Below are 18,137 nucleotides of genomic sequence, written 5' to 3'. Positions count from 1 at the left end.
GGCGGCCCGCCCGCCCCCGCGCGCATGCAAGGCAAGACATGACCAACCTCATCGAGATCAAGGGCGTGCGCCACGCCTACAAGACCGCCAACGGCCCGCTGCCGGTGCTGGACGGGCTGGAACTGGCAGTGTCCGAGGGCGGCTTCACCGCCGTCGTCGGCCCGTCGGGCTGCGGCAAGTCAACGCTGACCAAGCTGGTCGCCGGGCTGCTGAAGCCTGACGAGGGCGAGGTCTGGCTGCACGGCGAGAAGGTGAAAAGCCCGCGCTCCACCGTTGGCATGGCCTTCCAGAACCCGGTGATGCTGGAATGGCGCTCGATCCTCAAGAACGTCATGCTGCCGCTGGAGATCGTGCCCACCAAGCTGAACAAAAAGCAGCAGGAAGAGCGCGCCCGCTATCTGCTCGCCCTCGTTGGCCTCGAAGGGTTCGAAGACAAGCGCCCCTCCGAGCTTTCGGGCGGCATGCGCCAGCGCGCCTCGCTGTGCCGCGCGCTCGTGCACAGCCCCGAGGTGCTGATCCTCGACGAGCCCTTCGGCGCGCTCGACGCGTTCACCCGCGAGGACCTGTGGCAGATCATGCATCAGGTGAAAGAGAAAGAACCGTTCACCGGCGTTCTGATCACGCACGATCTGCGCGAGTCGATCTACCTTGCCGATCAGGTGGTGGTGCTGTCGGGCCGCCCCGCCCGCACCCAGTTCACCCTCGACGTCGGGATCAGCGGCGCGCGCGACATCGAGCATCTCTATACGCCGCAGGCCGCGGATATGCTCGCCACCCTGCGCCGCCAGATCGAGATCGCGCAGGGCCGCGCCCCCGCCGAGGCGGCCACCGCCTGATGCCTCTCCCCGCTTCTTCTCTTCCCAAATACGCACATCCCGCCGCCGACACCCGCGTCCCCGCGGGGCAGGCTGCGCAGCGGAGCCGCACATGACTTTCCGCCAAATCGCCGTCCCCACCCTCGCCATCGTGATCTTCCTCCTGCTCTGGGAGGCTCTGGTCTGGGTCATGGGCTGGCCGAACTACCGGATGGCCTCCCCCTCCGACCTGATCCCCGCCTATGAGCGCTACTGGAGCCTGTTTCTGACCATGGGCTGGCAGACGCTGTGGCGCACGGTGGTGGGCCTGCTGCTGGCGGTGATCTTCGGCACAGCGCTTGGCATGGTCATGGGCTTCTCCCGCACCATGCGCGACGCGCTCTACCCGTTGCTCGTGGGGTTCAACGCCATCCCCAAGGCGACGGTGGTGCCGATCGTGGCGCTGATGTTCGTCGGCATGCACGACTTCAACACCGTGCTCATCGCCTTCATGATCTCCTTCTTCCCGATCGCGGTCTCGGTCTCGATCGGCCTGTCGACGCTGGAGCCGGAGTACCGCGACATCCTGCGCTCGCTCGGTGCCAGCCAGTCGACGATCTTCTGGAAGATCGCCCTCCCCAAGACCCTGCCAGAGTTCTTCGGCGCGCTGAAGGTGGCGGTGACGCTGGCCTTCATCGGCACCAACCTCATGGAGATTGTCAGCCCGCACGGGCGCGGCCTCGGAGCGCTGTTCGACAGCGGCAAGACCAACTCCGACTACCCGCTGATGTTCGCGGTGCTGATCGCCTTGGCCTTCCTCGGCATCGTACTCTACTACGTCGTCGTCGCTCTGGAGAAGATCTTTGCCGGCTGGGCCGAACGCCCGCAGACTTGAGGCCTCCGCAGACTTGAGACCTCCGCAGGCTCAGCGACGCTCTTGCATGCGTGCCAGCAGCCAGCCCTTCATGTCCGGGTCTTCCAGCGCATAGCGCCCTCGGCCCGGACGCCACACCAGCTGTTTCTCGCGCAGCGCGTCCAGCGCCTTCTGGATCGCCTGCGCCGTGGTCTTGCCGCCGATGATGTCCCCCACTCGATGCACCGTACGCTCGTGGAAAGGCGCAAACTCCGCACCGTCGCGGATCAGCACCTCCAGCACCGCCCGCTGCAGCTCCGACAGCGCATCGAAGTCCGAGCCGTATTGATCCCAGACCCGCGCCCTGAGGTCATCCGCCCGCTCTTCCAGCGTGCGCTTCAGCCCGGCGCTGCCCGGCAGCCATGCGGCGTGTTGCTGCACCACCTCGACCAGTTTCTCGGGGCGATGGCCCAACAGATCGAAGGCCCGCGCCACGTCCTCGGGGTCGAGCTTGTTGTCCTCGGCCAGCCGCGGGTTGATCGCCGCGACAAGCGCCTCGACATAGGGCCGCCCGAGCGTGGGGAAATCCTCGACCCGCGCGCCGTAGAACGGCTGCTGGTTGGTCGACACCAACCCCGCCAGCCCATCCCGGTTCGAGCCGGTGCAGAGCACGAACAGCCGCGCGCCCTCGGCCCGCTGGTTCATCGCGTCGCGCGCCGCCTTGAGCGCGAACATCGCGTCGAGCCCAGCCTCCGAAGTGACCGCCTGCTGCGCCTCGTCGATGACGAAGACCACATCGGCCTTCGCCCGATTGCCAATCTCCACCAGTGCCTCGGTAAGCGTGAGATTGCGGCCCTCGGCGACGCCGCCGATCTCGGCGCGCAGCCCGCCGATGCTGATCGCCTTGACCGGCAGCGACCGCAGCGCCTTCTCGGCGGGCGTGGGCAAGGCGGCGATCTCGGCGGCGAGCGCATCGGCGATAAGCTGGCCGGGATCGGCCTTGCGGTCGGCCCAGAGGTCGACAAGCACTGGATGATCGCCCCGCGCCTTTAGCACCGGCAGCAGATCGCGGCGCAGGAAGGTGCTCTTGCCAGTACGCCGCGGCGCCGCCAGCAACAGGCCGGACGGGCTGCCCAACAGCGGGTCGAGCGACAGCCGCTGCGCAATCGCCTCGGCCAAATCCCCACGGGGGACGTAGAACTCCCGACCGTTGCTGCCCTTCGTCATGGATGCCTGCCATTTTATAGTGAACTGGATAAAGAAGGCTAATGCCCAGCGCGCGCTCAGGCAAGCCTCCATCTCCAAGAAACTTTATAGCACAATAGATAAAATGGCCTAAACGCCGCCCGGCCATTCAGCCGAAAATCTCTTTCCGCGCCCCCTTGCGGACCCCCCACCCCACACTCTATATGCGGCCTTGAGAGGTTGGCGCGGGCAAGCGCCTCGCCAACCCGGTCAGGTCCGGAAGGAAGCAGCCGTAACGAGCCCCGCTTGGGTCGTTGTCCAGCCTCTCACCCCCACCTCCCCCAGCACTTTGAAAAGAAACGAAACCCTTACTTTTCAAGGGCGTTCGCTACAAAGTCTGCTACAAATCCTGCTACAAAACAGGTTGCCGAGGTGGGCATGAAACACGTCCAGCACGTCCGAAATAAATGGATCGTTCGCGTCACGATACCCGAAGAACTGCGCCCGATTATGCGCAAACGCGAACTTGTCGAATCTGACCTGCCTACAGACGCAAGAGCGCGCGAGCGCAAAGCTGTCGGCATCATCAATGCCTTCTACGCGCAGATCGACGAAGCACGTGAGAGATACGAGCTTCAGCAACGCCATCCAGAAGCGGAACTCGCGCTCGCCGCCAAGGCGCACTATGCGAGCGCACTCGAAACCGACGAAGCGACCCGAGCCGCGATGCCGAGTTTCGGTGACATGGAGGTCGAACGCACCAGGCTTCTCGACCGGATGGCAGTCGGAGAAATCGGTATCAGCCACGGGCATGAGGCCCTCATCAACTCAACCACAGACTACGAGTTGATGCTCGGCGCGCGGGACTTCTATCGCAACAATCGCACCCGACGCCTTGCTGCACTTCGCTCTAGCTTCGCAAGTGGCGAGACACGCTGGATCGAGCCAGTCGTCGAGCAGTATGTTCACGACAGGAAACTTGGGATCGCGCGAGGAACTCGCGACTGGACGAACCTGGCTAACGCGTTGATGCGCGCCGAGATCGAAGCGCTTGAGCGCACCATCGAGCGCGACCGTGGCGACCACGGAGGTAAGCCCCGTGACCCCCTTCTCACCGCACCAGACCCGTTCGCAAACATCGGCCCCAGCAAGGCCCCCGAAGGCTCAGGCATGACGCTGAGCGAGGCGCTGAGCGCGTTTCACAAGGAGCGGACAGCTGGCAGAAGCTCTCTGGCACCCAAGACGATGGACGAGCACAAGAACGCTGTGCGGATGTTCAACGAGTTCGCCGGAGGCGAAATCGCGGTTCGCCTCATCACCAAGCGCCAAGTCATCGACTATAAGCAGGCGCTTCTTGAAACGCCGAACCGATACACGATCCGCTTCCCGGGTCTGTCCCTGCCCCAGGCGATCAAAGCCAACAAAAAGCGCGCCGAACCATTCTCGACGCTCGCTCCGAAGACCATCAACATGAAGTGGCTTTCGCACCTATCGACTGTGCTGCAGTGGGCCTCAAACAACGGGCATATCGAGGCCAACCCGGCTCAAGGCGTCCGCGTAGACACCGGCAGCGCCGTGCATAAAGAACCCTCCTATCTTCCATTCGACCGTGATGAGCTGAGCCTGATCTTCGGGCACGAGATGTTTGCCGACCCTCAAACCTACGGGCTCCGCCAATGGGCAACCCTGGTGATGCTCTACACCGGTGTTCGCAACTCCTCTGAAATGTCGCGGATGCAGATCGACAATATTTACGAAGAACAAGGCGTGCCGGTCTTCTACCTCGCCGAGGCGTCGAAGAACCAACGCAGCAAGCGCTTCGTCCCGATCCATCAAGACCTGATCAAACTCGGCCTCTTCGACTATATCGCCGACCTCCGCGCCAAGGGTGAGACCCGCTTGTTTCCCGAGTGGGAGCCGACCGACAAAGTGAACAACTGGTTCAACGTCACCTATCTTCGGAGAACGTTGGGGATCACGAGCCGCCAGAAGGTGTTCTACTCCTTCAGGCATACCCTCTCGACCGAACTCGCGCGGTCCGGTTGTCCGCGCGAGCTATCAAAGATGATCACCGGGCACGCTATCCAAGAGGTTGCATCTGTCTACATCCATGCGTCGCCGATCACGTTGATGGCGGAAGCCCTTGGGCGGGTGAGCTTCGATCTGCCAATCAAGCGCCTCAGGGAGGCCGCAAGCGCGGCACAGCCTATCCGACCTCCACTCGACGGAAAATAGAACAAAGAAGAAACGTTTTAGGATTCACACGCAGCGCCAGAAATGTTAATACCATTAACATAGTGAGTGCTTGAGTGTGTGGCGATGCTACAGAAAGTCCTGTCAGCGTTTCAGAAAAAGACGGTGGGCGTATCTACGCCCGCCGCGTTCCCCATCTTCGGTATCGTCCCAACCGTCACCGGAAAGGCCGTGTCCGCATCGAGCGCGATGCGCGTCCCTGCCGTCGCCTGCGCCGTCTCGCTGATCGCCGAGACCGTGGGAAGCCTGCCGGTCAAGCTCTATGAACAGGAGGACCGCGCTGCCGTTAAGGATCACTCCGCCTACAAACTGATCCATGACGAGGCGAATCCCTGGACCTCGGCGCAGTCCCTTCGCGAAGAACTGACAACCGATGCCCTCCTCCATGGGCACGGCTTCGCGCTGGTAGTCCGCAACGGCGCGGGCGATCCGGTCGAGCTGCACCGGCTCGCACCTGAGACAGTCCAGTTCGAAACCGACGACTTCGGCGAACCGACCTATGCCGTGCGGTTCTCGGACGGTCGCCGCACTTACCCCTTCCAGGACATTCTTCACGTCCAAGCCTTCGGCGGTGCCTCCCCGATCACCCTCGGGCGTGAGGCAATCGGGCTCGCGCTGGCCTTCGAAGAGCACATCGCCAGGCTCTTCGCCAACGGCACCCGTCCCGGCGGCGTCATTACCTCACCGAAGACGATGCACGACGAATCCAAAACCAAAATGAAGCGGTCTTGGACGGATCGGTTTGGAGGCCCCGAGTCCGGCGGTATCGCCATCCTCGATGAGGGGATGCAATATCAGCAGATCACTATGACGCTCACCGATGCCCAGTTCGCCGAGAACCGGCTTGAGCAAATCCGCGAGATCGCTCGCATCTTCCGGGTGCCCCCGACCATGCTCTTCGAGCTGACGCGCGGCACATGGTCGAACACCGAAGAGATGGCCCGGCAGTTCCTTCAAGTCACGCTGAAGCCTTGGCTGACCGAATGGGCATGGGCTTATGCGCGTTGCCTCCTGACAGCAGATGAGCGCCGCGACTTCTACGTCGAGTTCGTCACCGACGACCTCACGACCACCGACACCGCAGCCCGCGCCGCTGCTTACGGCCAATATCGCAGCATGGGCGTGATGACCGCTAACGAGGTTCGCTCTGGCCTGAACCTCACGCCGCGTGGTGACGGTGACACGCTGCAGAACCCCTACACGACGACCGGCGCTGCTCCCGCGCCCTCCCCCAAGGAAATCCCCAATGAGTGATCAGATCACCATCCGCGCCTTCTTCGGCGACCGCACCCGCACCTTTGCCCTCACCGACCCGATGCTCGCTGAGCTGGAACGGCTGACAGACCTCGGCGCGGGTGCTCTCTTCTTCCAGATGGCAAACCTCGGCTATCCCGCCCACTACCTGCGCGAGATCATTCGCTTGGGCCTCATTGGTGGCGGCGAGACTTCCCCCGAGGAGGCCGCTCTTCTCTGCATGGCCTACGCCACCAACCGCCCCGTCATGGAACTCCTGACGCTCGCAGGCGCGATCATGGCGGCGCGTTGGTATGGGGCTGAAGACGCGACCGAAGAAGCCGCCGCGACTGGCGACCTCGGCGCGAGCCTGAAGGAAGCAGCATGACCGACCGGCTCGAAATCAAGGCCGCGCTCTCGGTCACCGATACCGGCGAGATCACTGGCCTCGCTTGGCCTTTCGGCTCGGCAGACCGCGTGGGCGACCTCATCGAGAAAGGGGCCTTCACCGGCCCCGCCACCCTGCCGATGCTCTTTGCCCACGACCAAGCCCAAGTCATCGGCGTCTGGGAAGAGATCGCCGAGACCGACACCGGCCTGACCGTCAAGGGCCGCTTGCTTGTCGAAGACGTCGAGCGCGCCCGCGAGGTCCGCGCGATGGTCAAGGCGGGCGCGATCTCGGGCCTGTCTATCGGCTTCATCACCAAGGACGCGAAGCGCGAGGGCAAAGGCCGTCGCATCAGCGCCCTTGAGCTTCACGAAATCAGCATTGTTGCCGTCCCGGCTCATCCGGGCGCGCAGATCACCTCGCTTAAGTCTGTAACCAGTATGGAATCCGAAATGGAAAACGCAGAACTGGCCCCCGAGGCCAAACCGCAGACCCCGGCCAACGTCGCGCCGGGCATCGACACCAAAGCCTTCGACCGCATCAACGCGCGGCTCGATGCAATCGAAGCCAAGGCGAACCGCCCGACCGTGACCGGCTTGTCGAGCCCGCTCATGGGCACGCAGGAGGTCAAGGCGTTCACGCACTACCTCTCGACCGGCGAAGCCAAGTCGCTTACCACGGCCAGCGACACCGCGAACCACATCCTTGTGCCTGAGGAGGTGAGCGGCGAGTTCATCCGCAATCTCGTGGAATACAGCCCTGTCCGCGCCATCGCGGATGTGCGCAGCACCGCAGGCGCAACGATCATCCTGCCGAAGCGCACGAGCGTGACCAACGCAGTTTGGGTCGGCGAGACTGGTGCCCGCACCGGCAGCGAACCTGCCTTCGCTCAGACCGAAGTCGCGGTGAAGGAAATCTCCACCTACGTCGATATGTCGATCCAGCTTGCCGAAGACAGCGCCAACGTGCTCAGCGAAGTGAACCTCGCCCTCGCGGAAGACTTCGGCCAGAAGGAAAGCCTGTCGTTCGTCAACGGCAGCACCGCCCTTGAGCCTTCCGGCTTCATGACCGACGCCAACGTCGTAGTCACCGCAGCCGCGAGCGGCATCTCCATCTCGCCGGATGAGCTGATCGCCCTCATGTATGCCCTCCCCGGCACCTACCGGAACGCGGGCACCTGGGTGATGAATGGCACGACCCTCGCCGCCCTGCGCACCCTGAAGGACGGTCACGGCAACTACCTCTGGCAGCCGTCCTATCAGGCAGGCCAACCCGAGACGATCCTCGGTCGCCCGGTCATCGAGGCCGTGGACATGCCCGACATTGGCGAAGGCGCAGAGCCGATCATCTTCGGCGATTTCAAGCGGGGCTATCGCATCTATGACCGTATCTCGCTCGCGGTGCTGGCTGACCCCTTCACTCAGCGCGCCAATGGCCTGATGCGCTACCATGCCCGCCGCCGTGTCGGTGCTGGCGTCATCCGGCCCGATGCCCTGCGCAAACTTAAGATGGCGGCATAAGCCCTTATGCACCCGCTCGCCCGCATTGAAGAGGTTACAGTGCACCACGGCCCGCATGTCGTGGTCCTGCGCCCCTCGCTGCGGGCAGCGGTGACGCTTGAGCGCCTGCATGGGGGATGGGAGGGGTTGCTCCTAAGGCTCTCTCAGTTCCACATGACGACCATGTGGGCGCTCATCCGAGCCTCAGCGGTTAGCCAGAAGGCCGCTGAGGCTCTTCTTATCTCTTTAGCAGCCCTTCCCTTCGCAAAGATCGAAGCAGCCCTCACAGCGCCGCTCCGCGAGCTGTGCGAGCTGTTCCTTGGCACTTCCTCGACCGGAAGCAGCGACATCAGCGCTCAGGCGATCTCGTGGCCCGAGGCTTACGCCCAACTCTACTCCATCGGCACTGGCTGGCTCGGCTGGACGCCCGCCAATACCTGGGCTGCAACTCCGAACGAAATCACCCAAGCCTTCGAAGGCAAGGTCGCTCAGCTCAAGGCGATCCACGGCGTTTCCGATGAGACGGACGCGGCTTCCAGCCGTAATAACCCAGAAGGCCCTTACACCCCGGACAGGTTGCGCCAGATTGAAGAACTCGGCCACGATCCCGCGTTTGATCGCGATGCTCTTCGCGCGCTGAAGGCCCGGCACAATGCCTAGACCACCCCGTGCCTGCTCCTGCGGTCGGTCGGTCCCAAGTGGCGAGCGCTGCGCCTGCCAGATCGCGAGCACACGCGCCCGTAACCGTCGCCACGATGCTCAACGCCCGACTGCAGCCGAGCGCGGCTATAACCACGCTTGGCGCAAGGCACGCGCCGAGTTCTTAGCCTGCCACCCGATCTGTGCGATGTGCCACGCACCTGCGGAAGTGGTGGATCACATCAAGGCGCACCGAGGCGAAAATGAGCTCTTCTGGGATCCCACGAACTGGCAACCGCTCTGTGCGTTCTGTCACAACAGTCATAAGCAGCGACTAGATCGAAGTAAGATATAGAGCTCGCGCGCTAGACCATTGCCTGCACGAAGTGTCGCAACTAGCATCAGTCTCCGAAAATTTGAAGATATATAGTTGCAGTCCGACGAAAGGACATCCAGTTTGCAACAAGAGATGTATCTTCGAAGGGTTTAGCTATGGCGTGCTCAAGAGGGAAAGCTCATCCAGACGCTGGGACGCGACTGCGGCTTTTCACGGATTCAGCAGGGTTTTGCCAAAACCCTTCCTGCAACGGCCGACTATTCCCTGACGATGACGCCAAGCATATACATATCGCAGAGATGGCGCATATTTTTGCCGCATCGAATGATGGCCCGCGCCCCAACGAAGAATTAACTGAAGACGAAAGAGGGCAGTATGAAAACATTATCCTCCTTTGCGCGAACTGCCACAAAACCATTGACAAACTCCCAGACAAATATCCAGACGGAACCATTCGCGTCTGGAAGATCGATCACGTCAATAGGATCAATGCAGCTTTTGGTGTCAGAAAATTTGGGAGCAGGGAGGAACTTCGCGCCGAAATTGATAAACTCCTGACAGAAAACAAAGAGATACACGAAGCAACTGGACCCGACCTAGATTACAGGTTCAACCCTGAAGCTGCGGAAGCCGGCATGTGGAAGGCAAGGGTTCGCTCAACAATAATACCAAACAGCAATCTTATGATAAGAATGCTTGATGCGAACACAAAACTACTCACAAACGAAGAGAAAAGGGTGGTGGCGCGGTTTAAGATGCATGTTAGGGGATTAATCATAAGACACATCGAGGGCGTCGAGGGAATAAACATCAGATTCCCATTTGAAATGGAAAAAATCGGTATTTAACGCCATGTCGAAAAAATTTATTAAGAAGATACTGCTTGAAGGTGACTACCCCGCCGCCACCAGCCTCACTTGGATCAGCGACGATCTATGTCAGGTAGAACGAAATGAATCGGGCTTAACCCCGTTTCTCCTGGGCGTTGTATGGCAGCATCATGTCACCCATGAGGACGTCATCCCGTTCCTAGATAGCGAGGTGGATTTTATCGTCTCCATACCCTCCGGGGCATTCTGGGATGGCTCTGCAATCGGTGCTTGCGAGCGCAACCACGCTGGGTGGGGTGGCGTTGGCACGCTAAGGTCAGGTTGCCGCGAGCCCGATATAGGAAGCATAACCGCCAAAGAAACAAGTTTCGCGTTACGCGCCCTTCGGCAGCATAGCAGAGTGGCGAAAGTAGATTACCTGAACAGCTTAATGTTCGAAGTCACATTATACAATGAACGCGTATTTCGTATTGCACTTATTGACGAATACGACGTAACAAGCGAGCATGTAAGAACCGCATGGGATAGAATGGGTCCGTTTGACTTTATACTCAAGAACAACCCAAATGGAGGCATTAGCCCAGATGCAAGAGAGTCCGCGGACTCCCTCAACGTTCAGGTTACCAAAATCCGCGATTTAATGAAAATTCTCGGTCGCGCATAAAATGAACGCGCCAACTGAAGTCCTCAACGCCATCGGTTTAGAGAATTTAAAATCCCTGTGTCGCGACGCTGAGATTACTTGCGCATGGTTTTTGTTTGGCTCTTTAAGCCGAGGAAACCTCCACCCGAACGATATCGACATACTGCTAATCACGGAACACCCCAACGAGGCTTACAGGGTTCGCCAGATACTCTCGGATATTCTACGGCACAACCCAATACATCTGACAATTATGACCGCGAAGGAAGAGAAAGATTTGTCTTTCATCGCCTCAGTCAAGGCCTACCCTATTTGACGAAATAGCTTCAACTTGCCCCTTGCACGAAAGGGGGACGGCCTGGGACTTCGTTCATACTCGTCAGACCGGCGGGGGGAGGTCCGTGCAAGACACGCGCTAAATAACTTTTTGATGTTCCGCTTACGTTCTCGCTATGGTATTGAGGTATTATTATACCTCTTTGTGTGAGTTCCCGTAGTGAGTGCCGTGTCTGTTGAAGAGCTGAAGGCCCAGCTTAACCTTGATCACGATCTGGACGACGCACTTCTGTCGACCAAGATCGACGCCGCCGAAGCCTACGCAGCGGGCTTCACTGGCGCGCCCATCCCGACCCCCTGCCCCGCCGCGATCAAGCAAGCCGTGCTGATGCTCGCCTCGTATTGGTATGAGGTGCGCGAGGCTGCGCTTGTCGGCGGCAACCCATACGCGGTGCCCTACGGCGCGCACGACCTCTTGCAGCCGCACCGGACTTGGGTGGTTTGAAATGCCCAAGACTGACCTGACCGCGCAGGCTGCGCGCCTCGCCAAACGGCTCGAAGCCATCCCCTCTGCAATCCTCGCTGAGGTGCGCCCCGCACTCCTGCAAAGCGCTGAAGACCTTGCTCAGACGGCCCGCGCCCTCGCGCCGGAGGACGAGGGCGACCTAAAGGCGTCCATTGTCGTCACTGGCCCCGGCCAAATGACCCCGGCTTATGCCGAAGGTGGCGGCAAGCGCACCGCTGGCGAGAACCAAGCCCTCGTGACCGTGGGCAACCCGGCGCAACGGCACGGGCACCTCGTCGAGTTCGGCACCGAGCCACACGAGAACAAGGGGCTCTTCGAAGGCACGCAGCACCCCGGCACCGAGGCACAGCCGTTCCTTCTGCCCGCAACCCGCCTGACGCAGGACCGCATAAAGCGCCGCATCGGTCGTGCCATCAACCGCGCCGTGCGCAAAGCAGCCAAGGAGCGCAGCGATGCTTGACCCCGTGCTCGCCTTCCAGAACGCGGTCCGCGAGACGCTGATCGGCTCGACCGAACTTCTGGCCCTCATGCCCGCCGCGCACATCCGGGCCGCCCCGGTGCGCCCTGATCGCTTGCCCTCGGTGCTGTTCGGCGGGCAACGCTGCGAGTTCCTTGGCGCAGCCTCTGGCTCTCAACGCCTCGCCCGCATTCTCTTGACTCTCCACATCTGGGCTCAAGAGGACGGGCAAGACACCGCGAGCCAAATCGGTGCGGCGGTCTATCGTGCGCTTGAGTTCGGCCCCGCCGACACTCCCGAGCTATCGGTGGACGAATGGCACCGGCCCAGCGTCGTTTGGCTGCGCGATCCGAAGCCCGAGCTGGCGCTCACCCACGGCGCGATGGCGCTCGAAGCCGTCGTCCGGTGGAGGGTCTGACAATGATCAAGGCCGGAAGTCTTCAGCACCGCATCGAGCTACAGCACGCGACCGAGACGGTGCATCCGACCGGCTCGGTTTCGACCGAGTGGACCACATACGCGACCGGACGCGCCGAGCTGCGCCAGGCGGGCATCTCCGAGTTTCTGACCACCTACGGCGAGGGCACCGAGAACAACGCGGTCTTCATTCTGCGCTGGCTGCCCGGCGTCACAGTCGCAGACCGGATCGTTCACGCGGGCAAGGTCTGGAACATCGTCGCGCTCGCCGAGATCGGACGCAGGCGCGGCCTCGAGCTGCGCGCGGTGGCGGCATGAGTATGCACCTTCGCGGCATCAAGCCGAGCCTGACGCCGGACGGTGAGGCGCTGACCAAAGCTCCGACTGCGCCGAAATACTTGGGCCAGCACGCCAAGGCCGAGTGGAAGCGCATCATGCCTCAGCTCATCGCACGCCGGATCATCACCCAAGGCGATCTCGCAGGCGTAGAAGCCTACTGCGTCGCCGCCGGTGCTGCGCGCCAGATCGCTGAAGCTATGGCCGCGAGCGGTGGCCTGCCCGACCTGAAACTCGGCGGCCTGCAAATCCGCTACATGCAGACGGCCCGGCAGCTCGCAGCCGAATACGGCCTCACGCCGACCTCCCGCGCCCGCATCGGGTCGAACGCGCCCGAGGAAGACGAAGACGATCCGCTGGCAGTTTGACACATGACCAAGAAAAGCACCTACCCGGCATGGGTCTTCGACAACTCGGCAATCGCTGACCCCCTTGGACACGGCGAACGCGCCGTCCAATTCCTGCGCCGTCTCCGGCACCCGGCAAGCACCGCGACCAAGCGGGCCTTCCAGCTCGCCCCCTGGCAGGAGCGCATCGTTCGGCGCATCTATGGGCCGCGCAACGCTGATGGCTCGCGGATCGTGAAGACGGTGTTCCTGATGATCCCGCGCGGCAACCGGAAGACCTCGCTCGCCGCAGCCCTCGCGCTTCTCCACCTGCTCGGCCCCGAGAAACTTCCCGCCGGCCAGATCATCTTCGCGGCTTCAGACCGTGAACAGGCAGGCATCGGCTTCCGCGAGGCCGCTGAGATCGTCCGGCAGGACAAGCGCCTTGAGGCCGTGACCCGCATCTATGACGCGCACAACGCCCCCAAGACGATCAAGAGCATCCTCGACGGCTCGACGCTCAAGGCGGTTTCCTCGGATGGGCGGGCGCAGCACGGCACCACGCCGACCTTCCTTCTTGCCGACGAGATTCACGTCTGGAAGGGGCGCGACCTCTGGGAGGCGCTGCAATCCGGCATGGCGAAACGCTCCGGCGGTCTAACGGTCATCGCCACGACTGCCGGACGCGGGAACGAAGGACTCGCTGCCGAGACTTATGCCTATGCGCGCGGCGTCGCGCTTAAACAGATCGACAACCCCGAGTTTCTGCCAATCCTCTTCGAGCCCGCGCCCGGCGATGACTGGAACGACGAAGCCGTCTGGCACCGCGTGAACCCCGGCCTCGCGCATGGCTTCCCCGATCTCGAAGGGCTGCGCAGCCTCGCGCGGAAGGCGAAGGACAGCCCGACCGAGCGCTATGCCTTCGAGCAGTTCAACTTGAATCGCTGGCTCGGAAACTCGCGCGACCCGCTCTTTGACTTCGGCACCTATGACGCGCGTCAGCTCCATGACGACGACGAAGACCTCGAACAGCTCCCGTGCTGGCTCGGCGTGGACCTGTCGCGCTCTGGCGACCTGACAGCCATTGTGGCGGCCTTCCAGCACCCGGACGGGCAAGTCACCCTGCGCCCGACCTTCTTCGTGCCCGGCGAAGAGCTGAAGGCTCGCGCCGACCGCGACCGCGTGCCCTATCTGCGCTGGCGCGATGAAGGGCTGATCCGCATCTGTCCCGGTCCCATCATTGATGAGGAAATGGTCGAAGACGAAATCCGCGACCTCTGCGCCCGCTTTGACGTGCGCGAGGTTGCCTTCGACCCGCACCTTGCAACTCGCATGATGCAACGCCTCTATGATGACGGGTTGCCCGCCGTGGCGGTCCGGCAAGCGCCGCTCACCATGGGCGCAGCCGGTGCCGATCTTGAACGGATCGTGAACGGCAAGCTGGTGCGCCACGATGGGCACCCGATCCTTCGCCATCACCTCGCCTCTGTCGTCGCGGTGCGCACCGACACCGGGCTGGTGAAAATGCACAAGGGCGCGAAGACCGACCGCATCGACGGTGCTGTCGCGGCTGCAATGGCTGTCTACCGGCTCAGCCTCGGGCAGTCGAACCTCAGCGCCTACAACGACCCCGACATGTCTCTGTTTACTTTTTGACGAGTTCCCCGATGACCGACGTTACCCTCCCCGGCCTGATCGTTCCTGTAGAAGCCCGGATCGACCGCCTCGAAAAGGCGCTGAAGCGCGCCAGCCAAACGCAAACCCGCTTCGCGAAAGACATGGAACGGCGCGCGAAGCAGAACGCCGAGCGCGTTGCCAAGCAGTATGACGGACTCGGCACCAAGATCACGCAGAGCCTCGCCAACATCCAACTGCCTGGCCTCGGGATCGGTGCTGCCGGTCTCGCTGGGGCAGCGGGCCTCGGCATTGTCGCCGGGCAGGTTCGCGAGGGCGTGCGCGCCATCGCGGAACTCGGTAACGAAGCCCGCCGTGCTGGCGTAGCTGCCGAAGACTTCCAACGCTGGCAATACGTAGCGGATCAGAACCGGATCAGCCTTGACGCCCTGACGGACGGCTTCAAAGAGCTGTCGCTGCGTGCGGATGAATGGATCGTCACCGGCCAAGGCCCCGGCGCTGAAGCCTTCACTCGCCTTGGCTTCACCGCCGACGATCTCGCGAAGCGGCTGAAGAACCCCTCCGACCTGATGCTGGAAATCATTGGCAGGCTCGGCCAGTTCAACAAGGCCGCACAGATCAGGGTTGCCGACGAGGTGTTCGGCGGAACGGGTGGGGAGCGCTTCGTCGAGATGCTGGGCCGGGGCGAGAAAGAAATCCGCGCGATGATGGGCAGCGCGTCGGTGCTGACCGAAAAGCAGATTGCGAAGGCCGACGAACTCGACCGGCGCTATACCGCGCTGACCTCGGCCATCAACAAGGGCTGGAAGTTCGCAGCGCTCGGCGCTGCCGACTTTGTGCGCCAGATCCTCAACATCCGTCTTGAGACCGACAAGCTCGCCGCCTCGTCGCTCTTCCGCAATCCCGCCCAGGCACCGCAGCTCCTTGGCCCCGAAGTTGCGGCGACCCTCGAAGCGAATAGCGACGCGGCCACGGCCAACGCGACCGAGATCGCCAACCTGCTGATCATGTATGAGCAGTTCGGTGCGGAGGCCGACTTGCTCGCTCCGCTCCTTCAACGTTTCTCCGGCGAACTGCGCCGGATGGGCGAGAACGACGCATCCGAGGCGCTGTTTCAGGCCGCGCAAGGTATGCAGCGCCTCACTGGCGAGATGGACGCGGGCAACATCAGCGCCTCGGACTTCGAAGGCCAGATGGGTGAGCTGATCACCAAAGCGCGCGAAGCGTTCGCCTCCCTCGGCGATATTGACGACGCCCGCTTCGGTCGCGTGATCGAACGGCTCGGCGGGCTTTGGGACGCGCTCGAAAGCCTGCGTAAGAAAGCCAATGAAACCCGCGCAGCCCTGCCCGGCAGTGGCGATGCCGATGTCCAAGCCCTCCGCGAGCGCCACGAGATCGAAGCCGCGAGCATGGGCAACTGGGAGGCCATGCGCGCCGCCAACGAGCGCTTCACAGCCTCTGAGCAGGCCCGCAACGCCGCCACCTCGGAAGCCCTGCGCCTTGAGCGTGAGCGTCAGGCTGTCCGCAAGCGCGCTGCCGAGGCCGGGGCAACACTGACCGAAGCCCAAGTCACCGACCTCGCCAAGGCGTCTATCGCGGGCGATGCGGCCCGGTCAGCAACTAACCGGACGAGCACCAGCGCTGGGCAGCGGACGCAATCCGAGTTTGAGCGCGCCGTTGCCGACCTTCAGCGCGAGAAGGCTGCGCTCGATGCTGAAGCGGCGAGCCTGCTTGTCTCTGCCTCTGCGGGCCGGGACTACGGCGATGCTGTCGAGTATGCTCGCACCCGCGCCGAGCTTCTGATCGCAGCCCAGCGCGACGGGCGCGCGGTCACCCCCGCCCTCACCGCAGAAATTGACCGGCTTGCGCAAGCACACCTCGCAGCCGGGAACGCCGCCAAGAAGGCCGCTGCTGACATGAAGACGGTAGAGGAACGCGGGAAGCGCGGGGCCGAAGCCCTGAGCGACGTGTTTATGTCGGTGCTGGACGGCAGTAAGAGCGCCGAGGAAGCGCTTGTTGACCTTCTGATGCAGATCGCCAAGGCACAGATGCAGAAGGCGCTGATGGGCTTCTTTGAGGGGCCTCTGGGCGGCGTCTCCTCGGCGGTTGGCGGTCTTCTCGGCTTCGCGTCCGGTGGCTACACCGGGCACGGCGGCAAGTATGAGCCCGCCGGTATCGTGCATCGGGGGGAGTATGTGCTCAGCAAGGCCGCGACGGCCCGGCTTGGCGTGGGCAACCTGGACGCGCTGCATAGCGCTGCGCTGCGCGGTTACGCGAGCGGCGGCCTTGTCGGCAGCTCGAACGCGCCGCGTGTGCAGGGCCTCGCGGCCTTGGAAAAGACACCCGCGCCGTCGGTCAGCATCAATAGCCCGATCACAGTCAACGCCAGCGGCGGAACGCCCGAGCAGAACGCGGACCTCGCCCGGCAGGTCGCGCATGAGTCCGAAGCCATGTTCCGGGCACTGGTGCAGGGTGAGATGGTGCGCCAGATGCGCCCCGGTGGCTTGATAGCCCGCTAGGCTCAATAGGAGGGCCGCTGAGCGCCTTAGTCGGACCGGGGAAGGGTTGGGAATAGGCAGGAAGAGATCGCGCTGTAAGTGCCCTCTCCGCGAGTCTTCTTTTCGGACCGGGGAAGGCTCATCCCGATCCTTCGTTCCTAATAATAGTATATACTAAACTCTTCTATACTAAGTGCATATACTACTGGAACGAAGGATCGGGATGAGCCCTCCTCGGGTCCGGTGTTTATACCAGCTGTAGTAGGACGGGTAATCCAGCAACAGTCGGCTGTATCTCCGCGCGACGACCTGTTTTTCAAGCTTCCTTACCTAGCCTATGCGGATAAAGAATCCAGGTTCAACTTGGAGACTACCGCTTTGAAAAGTAGCGCCTTTACTCTTGTCCTGACGTTGTCCCTGGCTGCCTGCAGCACCCCGCACTCCGGTGCGGGGCTCACGCAAGACGGCACCCCCATCACCGGTGACCGCAAGGTCTATGTCGGCCACCGTGAGGACGTCACCTTCACCTCGCTCGACGGCTGGTCCTGCAAGGGCACCGTGGACCTCTACCAGATGTTCTACGACGGCAAGACCAGCACCACCTTCCCGGTCCAGTGCAGCGACGGGCGCACCGGCACCGTGATGATCGCCTTCGCGCACTACAACCGCGCCAACCTCCGGCCGGGCGACGTCTCCTACTCCTTCAAGCTCTCTGACGGCACCGCAGGTCAGTTCCGCGTCTGACCTCTGATATTGCTTGCTTCTCCCGGCTTCGCAGGTCATGACTTGCGAAGCCGATATTTGGCAGCCCAAAGCACCAAGCAGTCAGGTTTGAGCCGACACCCTAGCGGAAAGACGCTCACCGACGCACATACCAGCCCCACAATCAACGCCAGCACCGGGAACATGACCGGGCAGCGAGACACCTAGCTGGAAGGTGCAGGAAGGATCGGCGAAAGCCCTTGGTCTGGTTCCGCTCCCCGATGGAGATCATCGGACGCCCCAGATGGTC

The 18,137-nt window shown here is 62.4% G+C and carries 19 protein-coding genes and 1 other RNA gene; 19 read left to right on the top strand and 1 reads right to left on the bottom strand.

Annotated elements, in window-relative coordinates; translation table 11 throughout:
• Nucleotides 1–38 precede the first annotated feature (38 nt).
• Entirely contained in the window at nucleotides 39–836 is a 798-nt protein-coding gene (locus ACXAJT_RS09180; protein WP_475234665.1) for an ABC transporter ATP-binding protein, read from the top strand.
• A 91-nt stretch (nucleotides 837–927) separates the two neighbouring features.
• Complete coding sequence (locus tag ACXAJT_RS09175; protein ID WP_475234664.1) at nucleotides 928–1,689, top strand: ABC transporter permease; 762 nt, start codon at nucleotides 928–930, stop codon at nucleotides 1,687–1,689.
• A gap of 30 nt (nucleotides 1,690–1,719) precedes the next feature.
• Here ACXAJT_RS09175 and ACXAJT_RS09170 read toward each other — a convergent pair whose 3' ends face one another.
• Nucleotides 1,720–2,874: an ATP-binding protein gene (locus ACXAJT_RS09170; RefSeq protein ID WP_475234663.1), complete on the bottom strand. Its 1,155-nt coding sequence runs from the start codon at nucleotides 2,872–2,874 to the stop codon at nucleotides 1,720–1,722.
• A gap of 192 nt (nucleotides 2,875–3,066) precedes the next feature.
• Here ACXAJT_RS09170 and ffs point away from each other — a divergent pair.
• The 17 genes from ffs (at nucleotide 3,067) to ACXAJT_RS09085 (ending at nucleotide 17,869) form a co-directional block, all read left to right on the top strand.
• An RNA gene (gene ffs / locus ACXAJT_RS09165) (signal recognition particle sRNA small type) lies at nucleotides 3,067–3,163 on the top strand.
• A 107-nt stretch (nucleotides 3,164–3,270) separates the two neighbouring features.
• Entirely contained in the window at nucleotides 3,271–5,067 is a 1,797-nt protein-coding gene (locus tag ACXAJT_RS09160) for a tyrosine-type recombinase/integrase (RefSeq protein WP_475234662.1), read from the top strand.
• A gap of 84 nt (nucleotides 5,068–5,151) precedes the next feature.
• Nucleotides 5,152–6,339, top strand: coding sequence for a phage portal protein (locus ACXAJT_RS09155; protein WP_475234661.1), 1,188 nt, complete (start codon nucleotides 5,152–5,154; stop codon nucleotides 6,337–6,339).
• Complete coding sequence (locus ACXAJT_RS09150; protein ID WP_475234660.1) at nucleotides 6,332–6,706, top strand: gene transfer agent family protein; 375 nt, start codon at nucleotides 6,332–6,334, stop codon at nucleotides 6,704–6,706. Before ACXAJT_RS09155 ends, ACXAJT_RS09150 begins: the two co-directional genes overlap by 8 nt.
• The gene (locus tag ACXAJT_RS09145; RefSeq protein WP_475234659.1) at nucleotides 6,703–8,226 is read left to right on the top strand and encodes a phage major capsid protein; all 1,524 of its coding nucleotides are present in this window, start codon (nucleotides 6,703–6,705) and stop codon (nucleotides 8,224–8,226) included. Before ACXAJT_RS09150 ends, ACXAJT_RS09145 begins: the two co-directional genes overlap by 4 nt.
• 153 nt (nucleotides 8,227–8,379) lie before the next feature.
• Nucleotides 8,380–8,865 (top strand): hypothetical protein, encoded by a 486-nt coding sequence (locus ACXAJT_RS09140; RefSeq protein WP_475234657.1) that lies wholly within the window; start codon nucleotides 8,380–8,382, stop codon nucleotides 8,863–8,865.
• A gap of 615 nt (nucleotides 8,866–9,480) precedes the next feature.
• The gene (locus tag ACXAJT_RS09135) at nucleotides 9,481–10,029 is read left to right on the top strand and encodes a hypothetical protein (protein ID WP_475234655.1); all 549 of its coding nucleotides are present in this window, start codon (nucleotides 9,481–9,483) and stop codon (nucleotides 10,027–10,029) included.
• A complete protein-coding gene (locus ACXAJT_RS09130) occupies nucleotides 10,004–10,675 on the top strand; it encodes a hypothetical protein (RefSeq protein ID WP_475234654.1) in 672 nt (223 codons plus the stop codon). Before ACXAJT_RS09135 ends, ACXAJT_RS09130 begins: the two co-directional genes overlap by 26 nt.
• A gap of 1 nt (nucleotide 10,676) precedes the next feature.
• Nucleotides 10,677–10,970 carry a nucleotidyltransferase domain-containing protein gene (locus tag ACXAJT_RS09125; protein WP_475234653.1) on the top strand — a complete coding sequence of 98 codons (294 nt, stop codon included), beginning with the start codon at nucleotides 10,677–10,679 and terminating at the stop codon, nucleotides 10,968–10,970.
• A 180-nt stretch (nucleotides 10,971–11,150) separates the two neighbouring features.
• The gene (locus ACXAJT_RS09120) at nucleotides 11,151–11,435 is read left to right on the top strand and encodes a head-tail connector protein (protein ID WP_475234652.1); all 285 of its coding nucleotides are present in this window, start codon (nucleotides 11,151–11,153) and stop codon (nucleotides 11,433–11,435) included.
• 1 nt (nucleotide 11,436) lies between these two features.
• On the top strand, nucleotides 11,437–11,916 hold the full coding sequence (locus ACXAJT_RS09115) for an HK97-gp10 family putative phage morphogenesis protein (protein WP_475234651.1): 480 nt from the start codon (nucleotides 11,437–11,439) through the stop codon (nucleotides 11,914–11,916).
• Nucleotides 11,909–12,331: a DUF3168 domain-containing protein gene (locus ACXAJT_RS09110; protein WP_475234650.1), complete on the top strand. Its 423-nt coding sequence runs from the start codon at nucleotides 11,909–11,911 to the stop codon at nucleotides 12,329–12,331. The genes ACXAJT_RS09115 and ACXAJT_RS09110 overlap by 8 nt, the downstream gene beginning before the upstream one ends.
• 2 nt (nucleotides 12,332–12,333) lie before the next feature.
• Entirely contained in the window at nucleotides 12,334–12,648 is a 315-nt protein-coding gene (locus ACXAJT_RS09105) for a phage head closure protein (protein WP_475234649.1), read from the top strand.
• Nucleotides 12,645–13,034, top strand: a complete 390-nt coding sequence (locus ACXAJT_RS09100) for a phage terminase small subunit P27 family (RefSeq protein ID WP_475234648.1) — start codon at nucleotides 12,645–12,647, stop codon at nucleotides 13,032–13,034. Before ACXAJT_RS09105 ends, ACXAJT_RS09100 begins: the two co-directional genes overlap by 4 nt.
• A 3-nt stretch (nucleotides 13,035–13,037) precedes the next feature.
• Nucleotides 13,038–14,648, top strand: a complete 1,611-nt coding sequence (locus tag ACXAJT_RS09095) for a terminase large subunit (RefSeq protein WP_475234647.1) — start codon at nucleotides 13,038–13,040, stop codon at nucleotides 14,646–14,648.
• Between the two features lie 11 nt (nucleotides 14,649–14,659).
• Entirely contained in the window at nucleotides 14,660–17,146 is a 2,487-nt protein-coding gene (locus ACXAJT_RS09090) for a phage tail tape measure protein (protein WP_475234645.1), read from the top strand.
• Nucleotides 17,147–17,503: 357 nt separating this feature from the next.
• Nucleotides 17,504–17,869, top strand: a complete 366-nt coding sequence (locus ACXAJT_RS09085) for a hypothetical protein (RefSeq protein ID WP_475234644.1) — start codon at nucleotides 17,504–17,506, stop codon at nucleotides 17,867–17,869.
• Nucleotides 17,870–18,137 lie beyond the last annotated feature (268 nt).

This window comes from Salipiger sp. ABF4_146 (assembly GCF_056161345.1).
This window is presented reverse-complemented; position numbering and strand designations above follow the sequence as displayed.

Bases quoted from the DNA above. Each gene is read 5' to 3' on its own strand.
- ACXAJT_RS09180 (WP_475234665.1), top strand. From the start codon at position 39: ATGACCAACCTCATCGAGATCAAGGGCGTGCGCCACGCCTACAAGACC.
- ACXAJT_RS09175 (WP_475234664.1), top strand. From the start codon at position 928: ATGACTTTCCGCCAAATCGCCGTCCCCACCCTCGCCATCGTGATCTTC.
- ACXAJT_RS09170 (WP_475234663.1), bottom strand. From the start codon at position 2,874: ATGACGAAGGGCAGCAACGGTCGGGAGTTCTACGTCCCCCGTGGGGAT.
- ACXAJT_RS09160 (WP_475234662.1), top strand. From the start codon at position 3,271: ATGAAACACGTCCAGCACGTCCGAAATAAATGGATCGTTCGCGTCACG.
- ACXAJT_RS09155 (WP_475234661.1), top strand. From the start codon at position 5,152: ATGCTACAGAAAGTCCTGTCAGCGTTTCAGAAAAAGACGGTGGGCGTA.
- ACXAJT_RS09150 (WP_475234660.1), top strand. From the start codon at position 6,332: ATGAGTGATCAGATCACCATCCGCGCCTTCTTCGGCGACCGCACCCGC.
- ACXAJT_RS09145 (WP_475234659.1), top strand. From the start codon at position 6,703: ATGACCGACCGGCTCGAAATCAAGGCCGCGCTCTCGGTCACCGATACC.
- ACXAJT_RS09140 (WP_475234657.1), top strand. From the start codon at position 8,380: ATGACGACCATGTGGGCGCTCATCCGAGCCTCAGCGGTTAGCCAGAAG.
- ACXAJT_RS09135 (WP_475234655.1), top strand. From the start codon at position 9,481: ATGGCGCATATTTTTGCCGCATCGAATGATGGCCCGCGCCCCAACGAA.
- ACXAJT_RS09125 (WP_475234653.1), top strand. From the start codon at position 10,677: ATGAACGCGCCAACTGAAGTCCTCAACGCCATCGGTTTAGAGAATTTA.
- ACXAJT_RS09115 (WP_475234651.1), top strand. From the start codon at position 11,437: ATGCCCAAGACTGACCTGACCGCGCAGGCTGCGCGCCTCGCCAAACGG.
- ACXAJT_RS09110 (WP_475234650.1), top strand. From the start codon at position 11,909: ATGCTTGACCCCGTGCTCGCCTTCCAGAACGCGGTCCGCGAGACGCTG.
- ACXAJT_RS09105 (WP_475234649.1), top strand. From the start codon at position 12,334: ATGATCAAGGCCGGAAGTCTTCAGCACCGCATCGAGCTACAGCACGCG.
- ACXAJT_RS09100 (WP_475234648.1), top strand. From the start codon at position 12,645: ATGAGTATGCACCTTCGCGGCATCAAGCCGAGCCTGACGCCGGACGGT.
- ACXAJT_RS09095 (WP_475234647.1), top strand. From the start codon at position 13,038: ATGACCAAGAAAAGCACCTACCCGGCATGGGTCTTCGACAACTCGGCA.
- ACXAJT_RS09090 (WP_475234645.1), top strand. From the start codon at position 14,660: ATGACCGACGTTACCCTCCCCGGCCTGATCGTTCCTGTAGAAGCCCGG.